This window comes from Mucilaginibacter terrenus (assembly GCF_003432065.1).
Classification (GTDB): Bacteria; Bacteroidota; Bacteroidia; order Sphingobacteriales; family Sphingobacteriaceae; genus Mucilaginibacter; species Mucilaginibacter terrenus.
This window is the reverse complement of the sequence record NZ_QWDE01000004.1, coordinates 55,316-70,981: the sequence shown is the minus strand read 5'-3', so window position 1 is coordinate 70,981 and position 15,666 is coordinate 55,316. Positions and strand designations below refer to the sequence as shown.

Here is a 15,666-nt window from a genome sequence, read left to right as displayed (position 1 = left end):
ACCTTGAAAGAGATTACTATCGAAGTGCCAAACAAGCTATAATGAGGAAGCCGACCGCGCCGGTCTTTTTTTAAAGCTTCATAATGCTGATATTTGCCGCTAAACATTCCATACTATGGCTCGTCTGTCGGTAAATATCAATAAAATAGCTACGCTGCGTAACTCGCGCGGGGGCAACAATCCCGATCTGGTTCAGGTAGCAAAAGATTGCGAGCGGTTTGGTGCGCAGGGTATTACCGTACACCCCCGGCCGGATGAGCGCCACATTCGCTACCAGGATGTGTTCGATCTTAAAAAGATCGTAACCACGGAATTTAACATAGAAGGAAACTGCCAGGAACAAAAGTTTGTAGACCTTGTGCTCGCCTCAAAACCGGAGCAAGTAACGCTGGTGCCGGATGCCCTGGGGCAAATAACATCTAACCATGGCTGGGACACTGTGGCAAATCAGCAGTATTTGCAGGATATTATTAAAGTGTTTAAAGATGCGAGCATACGTGTTTCCATCTTTGTCGATCCTGTAATTGGCATGGTAGAGGCTGCTGCTACAACGGGTACCGACCGAATTGAACTTTACACCGAAGCTTACGCCACAGGTTATCACCAAAATAAAGCAGAGGCCTTAGCCCCTTACGTGAAAGCTGCGGAGAAAGCGCATGAGCTTGGCCTGGGTATAAACGCTGGCCACGACCTGGACCTGCATAACCTTAAATACTTTGCAGAGAACATCCCTGCTTTAGATGAGGTAAGCATCGGGCATGCTTTAATAAGCGACGCACTTTACTATGGTCTAGAGAATACCATACAGATGTATCTACGACAACTGGTTAACGGATAACGGTTACGTTCCCGCTGAACTGCCCGCAGCTTGTACCTGTATTGATGACGTAGTAGTACGTTCCAGATGGTAATTGTTTGCCGCTTAAAGTGCCATCAAAAGGTTTTGAGTACCCGCGCGACTGGAACACCTTGTCTCCGTAACGGTTGAATATTTGTACAGTAGCTGCGTTATTAAATTCAAGCCCCTTAATCATCCAGTAATCGTTTATGCCGTCTCCATTTGGTGTAAAAGCAGTGGCTATATCTTTAGCAGTTATACACAGCGATACCAGTACTTTGGTACGTGCACTTTCGCAATAGCCATAGGTAAGGCTTACGTAGTAACTTCTCCCTTCGGATACTTGTATATCAAAGTTGCCCCCAATTTGCTCATCAATAAACTGGGTTGAACTTTGAGAGTCATACAAGCGGTAAATAGCTGTTGGAAAAGGATCTTTTATTGTTATTTGTCCCCTCCCTGCCCCGGACAACTGCACATTATTGGCAACTGGTGCAGGAGGTGTGGCGCTTACATCAATTATAGAATAGGGGAGTTCTGCCAGGTTGCAGCCGCCATCAGTTATCCGCAACTTGTAATCACCAACGGGTACATTATCAATGGAGGATTGATTTTGGCCGGAAATAGCATTGCCGTTACTATCCAGCCACTGGTACTCATAATGGCCGCTCCCGCCGGTGACAATGGTGGATGACACCCTGCCGGTACCTACCCCGCATTGTATATTGGTAATGGTGCCAAATGTGGTTACTACCATTGGTGAATATTCTTCAACGGTGTAGCTTTTATACAAGTTCTCGCAGCCATTTTGGTCGGTGAGGTATAACTTGTAGTCTCCTTTAGCTAAAAACTGCACAGTTTTGTCGAAGCCAACATTATCACCTTTACTATTCACCCAGCGGTAGTTAATAGGTTGGCTGGGCGAGTTACCGGTGTTTAGTGTAATGCTGCCGGTGGGGAACGCTGCGCACGATTTTACGTAGCTGGCCGGAAAATCTGGAAATAATATGGGCTGCAACTTTGCTACCTGAAACTCTGTTGAATAAGTACAGGTCGCGTTGCTTATCGTCAAAAAGTAATCGCCGGCAGCTATGTTCTTTAGATCTATTGATGAGCCAACAAGCGTGCCGCCGGCGTTTCTCCATTCGACTTTTGTAGCACCATTGGCCTCCAGACCGGTAATAGAGCCGTTGTTGCCTTCGCATCGCTCTGATTGTACGTTAGCGGTACCTGTAATTGAAACCCCGTTGGCGCTTTGTATGGTGATGGGCTCGCTAACAGCCGTGCAAGCGCCCGACTTTACAGTAAGTATGTACGTACCTGCGGGTACATTTTCTAAATCAATACTACCGCCGCCAAACGTTTTTCCGTTTGTATTTGCCCACGAGTATCTCAAGTCCGTACCTTTTGCTGTGAGGCCTTTTATAGATCCATCATAATTATCGCAGGTTGCGTCTGTGAGAATTACCTGGGTTTGATCAATCGTCGGGGCATTTTCATCAATCACGATAACAGGACCGTAAGTTTTTATGCATCCTTCGGCAGATGTAGCATACATGGTATAGCTGCCTGCGGGGATGCCTGTAAGGTCAACGCCTGTACCCCATTCTTTGTTGCTGGCGTCTTTCCAGCTGATTATTATGCTAGTGCCTGTATTATTGGTCAGTTTAATGCCCGTGACAGTTCCATTGCTTTCTCCGCAGGTGGGCTTTTTAACCGCAGGAGGAGTTGCCGAAACCTCAAAGCCTTCCACGATCTCATAATACGGCGTTGATGCAACACAATCGCCATTTGAAGCAATCATCTGGTACTTTCCGGGCTTTACGTCAATTAAATCGCGTTCATTGCCAACTGTGTTGCCCTGCTCATCTACCCATTTAAAGCTTTGCACATTTGCGGGTACAACCCCGGTTATTGAGCCTTTTCCATTACAGGCACTTATCACCTTTACTGAGGTTACATCTATAGTTGCAGTTGTAAATTCTGAGGTGGATCCATTGAAGGTTGCCGAGGCTATAACTGTGCCTGTAATAGCTCCCTCATAGTGCCAATTACCAGCGTTATCTGCCGTAACAGATGCAAAATAGGTCTCGGGTGCACAGGTGCCGCATTTATCGGCGTAAAACAATTCAACGGCAGCATTCGGGGTAGCATTGCCTGATATTGAAGATGCAGTGATATTACTTATGCTGATAGTGGTAAGCGGTGTATAAAGGCTTGCCAGGTATATCGGAGATGCATCTTTGACACAAAAAAAACTATTTTTGTTAAAGTGAACATTAAGGTCATTCACTAAGAAAAGTGGTTTGCAGTATCCAACTACGTTGGCATCTCCGGGATCATCACTACCTATCTGTACAGAACCGTAATAACCCGCCACCATAATACCCTGTATCACATCAAACTTGTGTGTACGGGTTTTGTCGGTCCCAATAAAATTACGCAGCATAATCAGCTTGGATGTACTGTTGCTCACCCATATCGCGCCGAAGCCGCCCGTTGCGCCGGCCACATTGTCCTCTATTCTGATGCTGTTGGCTGGCGTCAGCGAGGATGTCCCCACATTAAGTCCCTGCTCGAATGATGTGGTGGCATCGTGATCTACCCCTATATGATTATTTTTAATAACTAGGTCGCCTCTTGGTGCCGCTGCGTATTCGTTGCCTCCCCAAAGAGACAGGCCTGTTGCAAATACATTCCCTTCGTTGGGTGTGCCACCTATTACAACGTTGCCGTAAGTTTCAAAAAGGGTGCTTTCTTGTTCCCATTTGATGGATAAAGTTTTACCGTCAGGTGCAACGCCCATTATGTTGGCCTTTAAAGTAAGGTTGATTGTTGAATTCCCTGTTTCCATAAAATTGGTCATGATCGGGAAATAAAACCTGTCGCAAACGTTGCCTTTGCCGGCAGCTCCTAAAATGATATTCGTACTGTTGACAATCTCGAAACCGAGTGTGAAATTGAGGAGATCGCCTTTGCTGTTGACGTTATCGTTTGCCTTGGTCAGGTACAATCCATATACTTCTACATCGCTCACATCTCGGATTGATAGTCCTGATAGCGGTGTATCCCTGTCCGTAATGTACGACAGGCAGATCCTGGCGCCGCTTACACCAAATGTGGTACCCAACTGTGAAGAAGCATCGATTACCACATACCCTGTTACGTCCGGTAATTGTGAAGAAAGGATTATTGTCCTACCCGCCTCGCTTAAATCCGGTAAATTGAAATTGATATAGTCTTTTTCAGCAACACCGTTGGCCGCAGCTTTTGTCAAAGCCTCGCGCAGGGTGCCTGGCCCAATATCGGCATTGCTGGTCACTACAAAAATTTCGGCTTTTGCGCGGCAGTGAAAAAAAGCAACAAGGGTTAGTAGTAAAAATATTCGCCGCAACATACACTATCAGGGTCTGCAAAATACGTAATTCTGTTGTAAAACCATTGTAAGTAAACTATTACTCAATTGCTATTCGTATAGCAAAATAGTACCTTTGCGGTAAATTTAAGGGATACCCATATTCAATGAAGCTGAACATAGATTACCAGGAAAAATTCCAGCAGAGGCACATTGCACCGAACGATAGCGACACCGCTAAAATGTTGAAAACGGTTGGTGTGGAAACAATAGACCAACTGATTGACGAGACGGTTCCGGCCCGTATACGCTTAAAAAATCCTTTGAATTTGCCTCCGGCAAAAAGTGAGTTTGATTATCTGAACACACTTAAGGTAACCGCTTCTAAAAACAAGGTTTTTAAAACGTACATAGGCCAGGGTTATTATGATGTGATTGTTCCGGGAGTAATCCAGCGCAACATCCTCGAGAACCCCGGATGGTACACCCAATATACGCCTTACCAGGCCGAGATTGCCCAGGGCCGTTTACAGGCGCTGCTGAATTTCCAAACCATGATAAGCGACCTGACCGGGATGGAGATTGCCAACGCGTCGTTACTGGACGAAGGTACCGCTGCTGCCGAGGCTATGTTTATGCAGTACAGCCTGCGTAAAAACACTAAAGCGAACACCTACTTTGTAAGCGAGGAGCTTTTCCCGCAAACAATTGACATTTTAAAAACCCGCAGCGAGCCTTACGGCATAAAACTGCAAATAGGTGATCACCGTACCGCCGAGCTAACGGATGAGGTATTTGGCGCCATAGTACAGTACCCGGCCGGCCATGGCGCGGTTTACAACTACGCCGACTTTGCCAGCGAACTTCACGCCAAAAACATAAAACTTACCGTAGTTGCTGACCTGATGAGCCTGGCACTGCTTACGCCTCCGGGTGAGTGGGGTGCCGATGTTGTAGTTGGCAGCAGCCAGCGTTTTGGTGTACCGATGGGTTTTGGTGGACCGCATGCGGCATTCTTTGCTACTAAAGAAGAATACAAACGTTCTTTACCCGGTCGCATTATTGGGGTAACTATTGACTCTGCCGGTAACTATGCGTTGCGTATGGCTTTACAAACCCGCGAGCAGCACATCCGCCGCGACAAGGCTACATCTAACATTTGTACCGCACAGGCACTATTAGCTATTATGGCTGGTATGTATGCTGTATACCATGGCCCCAAAGGTGTAAAACTGATTGCTGAGCGTATACATGGCTTATCTGTGTTACTGGCAAATTCGCTAAATACCCTGGGTTATCAACAGTTAAACGAAGCTTACTTTGATACTCTGAAGTTTGACCTGGGCGAACTGGCTGGCCCGATACATTCGGAAGCGCTGAACAACGAGGCAAATCTTCACTACAATGGCAGCATAGTGACCATCTCGCTTGACGAGACAACATCTGTTGAAGATGTAAAGACATTAGTGCGCTTGTTTGCTAAAGTAAAAGGCAAAACCCTGAATGATGCTAATTTTGATACACTGAAAGAAAGTGTTGAGTCGGTAATTCCTGCCGGCTTGCAGCGTACTTCAGCATACCTTACACACGCACTGTTTAACTCGTACCACTCAGAACATGAGATGCTGCGCTACATAAAATCTCTGGAAGCAAAGGATCTTTCGCTTTGCCACTCCATGATTGCGCTGGGATCATGCACCATGAAGCTGAATGCAACTACCGAAATGGTACCCGTTACCTGGCCGGAATTCAGCAAAATGCACCCGTTTGCCCCTGCCGACCAGGTGGGCGGCTATATGCAGCTGTTTGATGAACTGAATAAATGGTTAAGTGAGATAACCGGCTTTGCGGCTATGAGCCTGCAACCTAATGCGGGTGCACAGGGCGAATACGCGGGTTTAATGGTTATACGTGCTTACCATAATGATAGAGGAGACAGCCACCGTAATGTGGCGCTTATCCCGGCATCTGCACACGGTACCAATCCGGCTTCTGCAGCTATGGCAGGAATGAAGATTGTGGTTGTTAAATGTGACGACAACGGAAACATAGACGTTGCTGACCTGAAAGCAAAAGCAGAACAATACCAGAACGATCTATCGTGCCTGATGGTTACTTACCCATCCACCCACGGGGTATTTGAGGAGTCGATCATCGAGATCTGCGACATCATACACCAGAACGGCGGACAGGTTTATATGGACGGCGCTAACATGAACGCGCAGGTAGGCCTTACCAGTCCTGCTAACATTGGCGCGGATGTTTGCCATCTTAACCTGCATAAAACATTCTGTATACCTCACGGTGGCGGCGGCCCTGGTATGGGCCCAATTGGCGTAGCCAAGCACCTTGTTCCTTATCTGCCGGGTCACGCTGTTGTTGATATTGATAATGGCAAGGCCATCCATGCTGTATCTGCGGCACCATGGGGCTCAGCATCAATCCTGATCATCTCACATGCCTACATAGCCATGATGGGCGGCGAAGGGTTAACTGATGCTACCAAGTACGCCATACTGAACGCCAACTATATTAAAGCGCGCCTGAGCGGTCACTATCCGGTATTATATACCGGTGCTAACGGCCGTTGCGCACACGAGATGATTTTGGATTGCCGCTCCTTTAAGCAGGCAGGCGTTGAAGTGAGCGATATTGCAAAGCGTTTAATGGACTACGGTTTCCATGCGCCAACAGTATCGTTCCCGGTTGCAGGTACCGTAATGGTGGAGCCAACCGAATCGGAACCTAAGCATGAGCTTGACCGTTTTTGCGATGCCATGATCTCTATCCGTCATGAGATAGAAGATATTGAAAAAGGCTTGTCAGACAAGGCGGATAACCCGTTAAAGAATGCGCCGCATACAACTGCCGTTATCACCAGCAATGAGTGGGAGCATCCTTATACCCGCCAGAAAGCAGCCTTCCCGCTGTCTTATGTAGCGCAGCACAAATTCTGGCCTTCAGTAGGCAGGGTGAACGACACCTACGGTGACCGTACGCTTATCTGCTCTTGCCCGCCGCTTAGCGATTACGAGTTTGAAGAAAGTGAAGTAACCACACCGGAGTACGGCACGTGAGAATAAGTTTTTTATAAATTTAAAGGCCACCTTTGGGTGGCCTTTTTCGTAGCATTAAAATCGCCAATTATTACCTGTAATATTTGGCTTCGATGCAAATAAATCTTTTTTTAGTGCATTTTTTTCGTGCGGTTTTTGAAGTTTTCTGAATAGGTTTCTTGCAAAAAGTCCCTTTACAGAGCCAATTTGGCGCTTTTTTTAAAGGAATTTTTTAGCCTGCATTGAGTGTTCAAATTGCGTCGGCACAAAAAAAGATGAACACTTTTGAACACTTGAGCTATTTAAGGTAGCTGGATTTCATCAGCTTCATGGCCTCTTTTTCGTCCTCGGCGCAGGCTTCACAAAACGTCCCGCGGCCATCTACCGGGCCTTCGTACTCCCAGGTGTAAGTCTCTGCTTTTTTTGATGTAGCATTCACTATCGCTAGTTTGTCGCCAACAGGGTACGCGTAGTACACTTTATTACCTGTCAACGTCATTTTAAAGCACCTTTTGCCGTTGTAGGTGGCTTTACCGTTATAGGTTACGTTGCTTTCGTTACGGTCGGCGCCGCTCCTGAAGCTTATTTCAGTTGGTTTTGTTCCGGTAAGGTAAAAGCTATACCCACGATAGGAGCTTGTACCCGGCTTACCTGCAGCGTAGTTTGCAACCTTTTGTGCGTAACTGGTTATAGAGGTTAGTACAACTAATACCGTTGCCAAGAAAGTTAATCTGATGGTTTTCATAGTAGTGTGATTTAGCTTATTACTTTAAAGCTTGTTTCAGGAAATTGTTTTATCTTGAGAAATAATGTCAGCTTTGCATTAAGCTATTTTGCCCGATAACATGATTGCTCAAACTCCTCCCGTCCCTTATTACGCTGTAATATTTACGTCCATCCGCACCGGTGTTGATGAGGGGTACGGTGACATGGCTGCCGAGATGGTACGATTGGCAACAGAGCAAGATGGCTTTCTAGGTGTAGAATCTGCCAGGAACGACACGGGAATAACTGTATCTTACTGGAAAAATACGGACGCAATCAGGACATGGAAGGCGAACACCAGTCATTTACTTGCTCAAAAGTATGGCCGAGATAAGTGGTATGAGGAATATAAAGTAAGAATTTGCCTTGTAGAACGCGATTATGGCTTTTAAGTAATGGCAGTTAACTGTTTTATACACAGCTAATAAAAAACCCGGTGTAAATATGTAACAAAAATGTTGGACAACCGTCTGTTCAATCTAATCGTTTATTACTACGTTGCGCCATAAAGTGGTAGTATATTTGTAAATTACAACTAATAGGAATACAACTTTTTGATTATAGCTTCCGTATAAAGATCGTATATGAGCCCTAACAGTACCAAAACCGTAAGCGTCTTATTGGTTGATGATGATGAGATCAATAATTTTATTTCCATTAAGCTTATTAAGAAAGCATTATTGAACACAGACATCATGGCATGCCTGAATGGTAAGTTTGCCATAGACCAGTTAATGGAGATTCAGGACAAGGATCCGGCTAAACTTCCTGATTACATTTTGCTGGATATTAACATGCCTATCATGAACGGTTGGGAGTTCCTGGACGAGTATAAACGTTTAGGTATAGACCCGCTTAGTAAGACAAAAATCTTTATCATTTCATCTTCTGTTTTTAGCAATGACATCAACAAAGCGCGTTCTTATCCGCTGGTAAAAGATTTTGTATCTAAACCATTAAACGTTGATAAAATAAAAGAGCTTTTTGAAGTTAAGGAAGAGGCGTAACCGTATACTGTTCGCCATTGTAACTTACTGTACCAACTGCATTAGCTCGGGCGTGATAAAATAAGCAGGTATATCCATCCGCTGCTGCTATCTTGCCGTAAGCAATTCTCAATTCGGCGCTGCGGTGGCCATCGTAATCATACTTAGCAACAAATTTTCGTAATAACTGCTCAGGTTCGGGCAGTTCGTCTCCTCCAAAGAAAACTTTGCTACCTTCCATATCGAACCAAAACACTTGGTGAAATTTGCTGTGGCCTGCACTCAGTTCATATCTGATTCCCTGCTTAAACTCGCCAACTCCGTCTACCAGCGTTAGCTTTATTTTGCCCTGAAGCGATTCAACGATTTCCTTGTGATAAGAAGACGATGCCCCCGTTAGTGCGTATTCCCATTCCTGCTTATTAATCACGTGCTCGGCTTCAGGAAAACTTGGCTTCAGCTTTCCATTACGTTCTACAACTAACCCGCCGGAATGATCGTAATGCAAGTGGCTCATGAGTACCAGGGTAACTTCCTCAGGATCAAAACCAGCATTGCGGATATGTTGATGCAGTAACAACTCGTCACGGGTATCCTTATAACCCAGCCCCGCGTCTAACAATATCAAATCTGTGGCCGTTTTAATCAGGAATGGATTAACATGTATAAACAAGGAACCGGGTCTGTCTTTGCGACTGTCTGTCTCCGGATTAAACGGTATAAACTTTTTTGTAGCGTCAACAGAATAAGAGCCCTCGCCCAGCACAAAAATTTCCATGGTTTTTAAATGTGCTGCAAATATACAGCTAACTAAGTTTATGATGTGGAATGTGCAGATAAATGACAAAAGCTTGTAACACAAGGGTGGCTTTAGATGTCTCTTACCAAGAACAAGGTCTTTAAAAGAAAAATTAAAAATAATTTTGATATACGAAACTTATCGTACATATTTGTACGAAGGAATTCGTAATAAGTATAGAATGGACTTAAAACCAACAGAAAGCGAGCTGGAAATACTACAGGTGATTTGGAAAAAAGGCGAATGCTCAGTACGTGATGTGCATGACGAGCTTTCCAAAAACAAAGATTCGGGATACACAACTACACTTAAGCTTATGCAAATAATGCACGAAAAAGGATTAGTGGTGCGCAACACCGATGCAAAAACACATCTGTACAAAGCCCTTATTAGCCGGGAACAGGCTCAGCAAGGCGCTTTAGATAAAATCTTATCTACGGTTTTTAAAGGTTCAACATCTGACCTTGTGATACAGGCGCTTGGCCAGCATCGTGCATCCAGGGATGAGTTAGACGCTATCCGAAACTTTCTAGACAAGTTCGATGGCGGACAGGATAAAGAATAACAATAGTTTATTAAAGTGAATTAAATAGCAATTTATGTCTGTTCTATCTTACAACATCAGCCATGTTTTAGGTATAGCCATTCTTCACTCACTTTGGCAGGGTCTATTGATATGGGTTGTGCTGCGGATAATTTTTATAGCGGTTCCGCAATTTTCATCCATCAAGAAGTACAATCTCGCTGTGGTAGCTATCTTAGGTATATCGGTATGGTTTATTGTTACCCTGTTTAGAGAGGCTGGCAACTTTAGCTGGACCTCCAATGTTAACGCGTCGGGTGGAATGTTTTTACCAACTGTTGGTTTGAAAAATAATGTAACACCTTTGGAGGCTGTTGCGAGTAGATACTATATCTTAATATCGGGGTTTTTGCCTTATGTTTCGATATTTTACCTTACAGGGTTGCTTATAAACCTTTTTAAATTGAGCTATTGCCAGGTAAGGCTTCATCAAATAAGGAAAGCGCTTTTACCTGCTGCAAACATGCAGTTTATTACCGACAAATTTGCTGAGTTGCTTGCTATTAACCGGTATGTGCAAGTAAAATTTAGCGAATTGGTTGATGTGCCCTGCATGATCGGTTTCTTAAAACCTGTGATTTTGCTGCCGGTATCCCTCGCTACGAACCTTTCAATTGCCGAAACAGAATCTATTCTACTGCACGAACTCGCTCATATAAAACGAAACGATTATCTGATCAATCTGCTGCAGCAGATCGTGAATTCCTTACTGTTCTTTAATCCTTTTGCCCAGATGATTAATCGTTTAATAAGCAGCGAACGCGAGAACTGCTGCGATGACCTCGTAGTACAAACTACCAATAGTCCGCTGATTTACGCACGTGCGCTACTTAAACTCGAAGAGCGCAGGCAGAGCAACCTGCAACTGGCGCTTGCCGCCACTACAAAAAAACAATATTTACTTACCAGAATTGAACGCATCATGAAAACAAAACAAAAAATAGGCAATATGCGCCACCTGGTGCTTGCCATGATATTATTATTTGGCAGCTTAAGCAGCATAGCCTGGCTTAATCCTCAAATAAAGAACGGTAAAGTATCCATTGCGCCCGTTAAACCTGCGGAAGTTATCAGTACACTGTTTGCTGATACTACTAAGAAGAAATTAGCCAAACCGCGTACTGCTGCGAAAACCAAAAAGTATAAAGTTCAGCAATACAAAACCAATTTCGACTTCAACTACAATAACAATTATAGCGATGGTTTGAAGGATAAAAAACTTGAGGAGCTAAGTGCTGAGGTGCAAAAGCATTCTGACGTTGTAAGTAAGTATTATGACAGTAACGAATTTAAAGCCTACAGTGCCGATCTGGAGAAGCGCGGAAAGGAAATAGAGGCCTTTTACAACAGCGACAGGATGAAAGAGATTACTGCAAAGCAGGAAAAGCTGGGCAAAGAATTTGAAGCAAAATGGGGCGGTAAAGACTCTGAAATGAGTAAGAACGGCGCGCAAATGGAAGCTTTAGGTAAAAAGGTAGAGACATATTTTAATTCCGCAGAGTTTAAAGCTACTAACGATCGCCTTAAGAAAAAGTATGGCATAAGCGATGATAAATATCATGACAGCAGGGACGAAAATTATAAAAAGTACCAGGCTGAGTTGGATCAAACATTATCACCGGAGATTAAACAAACTACTCAGCAAATGCGGAGTTTGGGCGATCAGATGAGAAACCGCGGCGACGCAATGCGCCTTGACGGTGACGAAATGCGCAAAATGGGAGAAAGCATGCGTGAGGCATTTAACAATCCTGAAATGAAGAAACAGCAGGAAGACATGCGAAGGGTGGGCGACAAAATGCGTGCATATGCAAATAATCCTGAGATTGAAAAGCAGAAAAAATTATTAAGGGAGTCAGCAGATAAGTTAAGAGCTTACACTCAATCCGCCGAATTTAAAGCAAAGGTTAAGGAGTGGAGAAAAACACATCCACAAAACTTTAATTGGAATGACAACAAAGATGACAGCGAGAAGGTTGAAAGTACGGAGAGACCAGAGAAGCCTGAAGCACCTGAAAAGCCAGAGCCCGCAGAAAAGCCCTAGTTACACAATAAGTTAATGTTTTTAATGCAGTTGTAATCCAGAAAAAGCATCAGCAGTAAGTTCTAAAACCGTAATTTAGTATCCTCAAAAGCGAGGATACTTTTTTTATGCTTCAAAAGCTGACCATAAACAATTATGCCCTTATTGATAATCTGGAGATAGAGTTCGACGCCGGGTTAAATATTCTAACAGGCGAAACCGGGGCAGGTAAATCTATCATTCTTGGTGCTTTGTCGCTTATATTGGGGCAAAGGGCAGAGAGCAAGTACTTTTTCAATCAGCAAAAAAAGTGTGTTATAGAAGGCGCATTTAAGATAAACGGATTTCATCTATCGGGCTTTTTCGAAGAAAATGATCTTGATTATGATAGCGACACTGTGTTGCGCCGGGAGATATCTGCTGATGGTAAATCAAGAGCTTTTGTTAACGATACGCCGGTAAATCTAACCAAGCTTAAGCAACTTGGCGAAAAGCTTATTGATATACATTCTCAGCATGCCACACGGGAAATAAACGACCCTGAGTTCCAGTTGCTGGTTGTGGACGGAGTTGCAGGTCACGTAGAATTGCTGAATAATTACAAGGGCAAGTACAAGTCCTACCGTAAGGCTTTGAGTGAGTTGCAGCAATTAATAGAGGAGAATGATAAAGCCAAGGCAGACCTTGACTATTTCCAGTTTCAATTTGATGAATTGGAGAAAGCAGGACTGAGTGCTGATGAGCAGGAGCTGTTAGAAAAAGAACTTTACACGCTCAATAATGCAGAAGAAATTAAACGCAATTTGCTGGGCGCGCATTACCTGATGCATGAAGGAGAAACATCGGCTATAATTCAGCTTCGCGAGGCTGGGCAACAACTATCAGGCATTGAAAAATTTACGCCCGAAGTTGAAGAACTTAATGAGCGACTGAAGAGTACGCTTATTGAATTGAAGGATATAGCAGCAGAGATAGAAGGCTTAGAGCAGAAAACATTTACCAACGAGGCGCGTGCCGAAGAAGTAAATACCCGATTGAGCCTGATTTACAACCTTCAAAAGAAACATCGGGTTAGCACAAACGCTGAGCTGCTGGATATTCAAAATATCCTGTCCGACAAAATACAACAGGCTGTTTTTGGGGACGAGGCGGTAGAGAAATTAAACAAGCAGATAGCAGCAGCCAGAACAGAACTTGAAGAGCTTGCAGCTCAACTGTCAGCCAATCGCAAGAAGGCAATACCTGCCATAAAAACTAAGGTTTTGACAACTCTTGCAGAAATGGGCATGGATAACTCTGCGTTAGAAATAGAAGCAGGGCGCACTGAAATACAAAGGACGGGCGATAATCTTACAAAGAACGGGATTGATAACGTCCGTTTCCTGTTTTCGGCCAACAAGGGGCATGCCTTGGCAGACATGAGTAAGGTAGCATCTGGTGGTGAGTTGAGTCGGCTGATGCTGAGCATCAAATCTCTCATTGCGGAGTATACCGCGCTGCCAACTATTATTTTTGATGAAATTGATACCGGTGTTAGCGGCGAAGTAGCTAATAAGGTGGGGCAGGTAATGGAACGTTTATCCGGCAACTTGCAGGTGATTACTATTACACATCTACCGCAAATTGCCGGAAAAGGCAACAGCCATTACTTTGTATACAAAGACAATAATGCGGCTGTTACCAATACACGCATAAAGAAATTAAATGATGATGAACGCGTTTTGGAAATAGCTAAAATGCTTAGCGGGGATAAACCTGGTGAAAGTGCCCTGCTGAATGCCAGGGAGCTACTTAAAAAGTAAGTGCAGCTAAACAAAATCTGCTCTAAATCCGCAATTCTGAATTCGTAAATAAAAATTACCTTTGCCCTACTTACAAAACTAAAAACGATGGCTTACAATTTATTAAAAGGTAAAAAGGGAATTATCTTCGGCGCCCTTAATGAGCAATCAATTGCCTGGAAAGTGGCACAACGCTGCCATGAAGAAGGTGCTGAAATAGTACTAACTAACTCACCTTTAGCCCTGCGCATGGGCGAACTAAACAAGCTTGCCGAAGAATGCAACGCGCCGGTTATACCAGCTGACGTAACCAGTAATGAGGACGTAACTAATTTGTTTACCAAATCTCTTGAGCATTTTGGCAGCGGTGTTGATTTTGTGCTCCATTCTATAGGTATGAGCCTAAATGTTCGTAAGAGCATCCCTTATACCGACAATAATTATGATTTTACCCATAAAGGCCTTGATATATCTGCATTGAGCTTTCACCGCGTATTGCAAACAGCCATGAAGCTGGATGCTATAAACGAGTGGGGGTCTGTTGTGGCACTTACCTATATAGCCGCCCAACGCGTATTCCCTGACTATAATGACATGGCAGATAATAAAGCATATTTGGAAAGCATAGCCCGCAACTTTGGATACCAATATGGTGTAAAAAAGCATGTACGTGTTAACACCGTATCACAATCGCCAACCCGCACTACAGCAGGTAGCGGCGTAAAGGGTTTTGATGGCTTCATCAACTATGCCGAAAGAATGAGTCCGCTAGGTAATGCAGATGCTAGCCAGTGTGCTGATTACGTAGTAACCTTATTTAGCGATCTTACCAAAATGGTTACCATGCAAAATCTGTTTCATGATGGCGGCTTTTCTACAACCGGCGTTACGCAAGCCGTAATAGAAAGAATGGGAGAGTAATTGGTGATTGTTCTGCACTCACAAGTGGAGTTGCTCTATACAGTTCTTTATAAACAGAAAAGGCCTTCGGATATCCGACGGCCTTCTCTGTTATAGTCTGATGATTAATCGACGTTCGAATCGATTAGCACTATTTTTACATCAATAGGATCAGGCTTCGTAAGTGTACCCGTTGGGTTTTGGGCATAGATAGAAACCCTGCCAACGTCATGTGTAAAGCTAAATGCACGGCCGCCATATATCTCCGGGATCTGCTCCCACTCGGTACCGCCGGGTCTGGTTATATAAACTAATACGGCACCATACTCGCTGTAAGTTTTGTCGAGCTTAGAAACAGGTATATCAACAACGTAAGAGCCACCACCATCGTTGGTGAGTTCCCAATTAGATACGTTGGTTGCATAAACAGTTTGATTGGTGTTCCCTTGAACAATGGTTTCTTTTTTACAAGATGCAACTGCCAGCATTATAAAAGACAGGCACAGGATAGATAAAGTTTTTTTCATGATGGTTATATATATCTATAAGAACAATTTTTATAGAAAAGGTTTAACTTGGA

The 15,666-nt window shown here is 44.0% G+C and carries 12 protein-coding genes; 8 read left to right on the top strand and 4 right to left on the bottom strand.

Going from position 1 to position 15,666, the window contains the following annotated elements; genetic code table 11:
* Positions 1-115: 115 nt before the first annotated feature.
* Positions 116-838: a pyridoxine 5'-phosphate synthase gene (locus DYU05_RS17650; protein ID WP_117384475.1), complete on the top strand. Its 723-nt coding sequence runs from the start codon at positions 116-118 to the stop codon at positions 836-838.
* Here the strand turns inward: DYU05_RS17650 and DYU05_RS17645 are convergent.
* A complete protein-coding gene (locus DYU05_RS17645) occupies positions 828-4,235 on the bottom strand; it encodes a gliding motility-associated C-terminal domain-containing protein (RefSeq protein ID WP_117384474.1) in 3,408 nt (1,135 codons plus the stop codon). The two genes, DYU05_RS17650 and DYU05_RS17645, sit on opposite strands and share 11 nt — an antisense overlap.
* A 125-nt stretch (positions 4,236-4,360) precedes the next feature.
* On the opposite strand from DYU05_RS17645, the gene gcvP reads away from it, so the two are divergent.
* On the top strand, positions 4,361-7,270 hold the full coding sequence (gcvP, locus tag DYU05_RS17640) for an aminomethyl-transferring glycine dehydrogenase (protein WP_117384473.1): 2,910 nt from the start codon (positions 4,361-4,363) through the stop codon (positions 7,268-7,270).
* Between the two features lie 277 nt (positions 7,271-7,547).
* On the opposite strand, the gene DYU05_RS17635 is transcribed toward gcvP, so the two are convergent.
* Positions 7,548-7,994: a hypothetical protein gene (locus DYU05_RS17635; RefSeq protein ID WP_117384472.1), complete on the bottom strand. Its 447-nt coding sequence runs from the start codon at positions 7,992-7,994 to the stop codon at positions 7,548-7,550.
* 100 nt (positions 7,995-8,094) lie between these two features.
* Between DYU05_RS17635 and DYU05_RS17630 the strand changes: the two genes are divergently transcribed.
* Positions 8,095-8,406: an antibiotic biosynthesis monooxygenase family protein gene (locus DYU05_RS17630; protein WP_117384471.1), complete on the top strand. Its 312-nt coding sequence runs from the start codon at positions 8,095-8,097 to the stop codon at positions 8,404-8,406.
* Between the two features lie 192 nt (positions 8,407-8,598).
* The gene (locus tag DYU05_RS17625; RefSeq protein WP_117384470.1) at positions 8,599-9,021 is read left to right on the top strand and encodes a response regulator; all 423 of its coding nucleotides are present in this window, start codon (positions 8,599-8,601) and stop codon (positions 9,019-9,021) included.
* Here DYU05_RS17625 and DYU05_RS17620 read toward each other — a convergent pair.
* A complete protein-coding gene (locus DYU05_RS17620; RefSeq protein ID WP_117384469.1) occupies positions 9,005-9,778 on the bottom strand; it encodes an MBL fold metallo-hydrolase in 774 nt (257 codons plus the stop codon). The two genes, DYU05_RS17625 and DYU05_RS17620, sit on opposite strands and share 17 nt — an antisense overlap.
* A 202-nt stretch (positions 9,779-9,980) precedes the next feature.
* On the opposite strand from DYU05_RS17620, the gene DYU05_RS17615 reads away from it, so the two are divergent.
* The 4 genes from DYU05_RS17615 (at position 9,981) to DYU05_RS17600 (ending at position 15,107) form a co-directional block, all read left to right on the top strand.
* Positions 9,981-10,364: a BlaI/MecI/CopY family transcriptional regulator gene (locus DYU05_RS17615; RefSeq protein ID WP_117384468.1), complete on the top strand. Its 384-nt coding sequence runs from the start codon at positions 9,981-9,983 to the stop codon at positions 10,362-10,364.
* Positions 10,365-10,398: 34 nt separating this feature from the next.
* Positions 10,399-12,426, top strand: a complete 2,028-nt coding sequence (locus DYU05_RS17610; RefSeq protein ID WP_117384467.1) for a M56 family metallopeptidase — start codon at positions 10,399-10,401, stop codon at positions 12,424-12,426.
* Between the two features lie 107 nt (positions 12,427-12,533).
* The gene (recN, locus tag DYU05_RS17605) at positions 12,534-14,207 is read left to right on the top strand and encodes a DNA repair protein RecN (RefSeq protein WP_117384466.1); all 1,674 of its coding nucleotides are present in this window, start codon (positions 12,534-12,536) and stop codon (positions 14,205-14,207) included.
* An 87-nt stretch (positions 14,208-14,294) separates the two neighbouring features.
* A complete protein-coding gene (locus DYU05_RS17600; protein ID WP_117384465.1) occupies positions 14,295-15,107 on the top strand; it encodes an enoyl-ACP reductase FabI in 813 nt (270 codons plus the stop codon).
* Between the two features lie 104 nt (positions 15,108-15,211).
* Here DYU05_RS17600 and DYU05_RS17595 read toward each other — a convergent pair whose 3' ends face one another.
* Complete coding sequence (locus DYU05_RS17595) at positions 15,212-15,613, bottom strand: hypothetical protein (protein ID WP_117384464.1); 402 nt, start codon at positions 15,611-15,613, stop codon at positions 15,212-15,214.
* Positions 15,614-15,666 lie beyond the last annotated feature (53 nt).

What these genes read in the sequence shown, in the direction of transcription:
- DYU05_RS17635 (WP_117384472.1), bottom strand. Translation starts at nt 7,994, where the DNA reads ATGAAAACCATCAGATTAACTTTCTTGGCAACGGTATTAGTTGTACTA.
- DYU05_RS17615 (WP_117384468.1), top strand. Translation starts at nt 9,981, where the DNA reads ATGGACTTAAAACCAACAGAAAGCGAGCTGGAAATACTACAGGTGATT.
- DYU05_RS17625 (WP_117384470.1), top strand. Translation starts at nt 8,599, where the DNA reads ATGAGCCCTAACAGTACCAAAACCGTAAGCGTCTTATTGGTTGATGAT.
- DYU05_RS17595 (WP_117384464.1), bottom strand. Translation starts at nt 15,613, where the DNA reads ATGAAAAAAACTTTATCTATCCTGTGCCTGTCTTTTATAATGCTGGCA.
- DYU05_RS17645 (WP_117384474.1), bottom strand. Translation starts at nt 4,235, where the DNA reads ATGTTGCGGCGAATATTTTTACTACTAACCCTTGTTGCTTTTTTTCAC.
- DYU05_RS17630 (WP_117384471.1), top strand. Translation starts at nt 8,095, where the DNA reads ATGATTGCTCAAACTCCTCCCGTCCCTTATTACGCTGTAATATTTACG.
- DYU05_RS17650 (WP_117384475.1), top strand. Translation starts at nt 116, where the DNA reads ATGGCTCGTCTGTCGGTAAATATCAATAAAATAGCTACGCTGCGTAAC.
- gcvP (WP_117384473.1), top strand. Translation starts at nt 4,361, where the DNA reads ATGAAGCTGAACATAGATTACCAGGAAAAATTCCAGCAGAGGCACATT.
- DYU05_RS17610 (WP_117384467.1), top strand. Translation starts at nt 10,399, where the DNA reads ATGTCTGTTCTATCTTACAACATCAGCCATGTTTTAGGTATAGCCATT.
- DYU05_RS17600 (WP_117384465.1), top strand. Translation starts at nt 14,295, where the DNA reads ATGGCTTACAATTTATTAAAAGGTAAAAAGGGAATTATCTTCGGCGCC.
- DYU05_RS17620 (WP_117384469.1), bottom strand. Translation starts at nt 9,778, where the DNA reads ATGGAAATTTTTGTGCTGGGCGAGGGCTCTTATTCTGTTGACGCTACA.
- recN (WP_117384466.1), top strand. Translation starts at nt 12,534, where the DNA reads ATGCTTCAAAAGCTGACCATAAACAATTATGCCCTTATTGATAATCTG.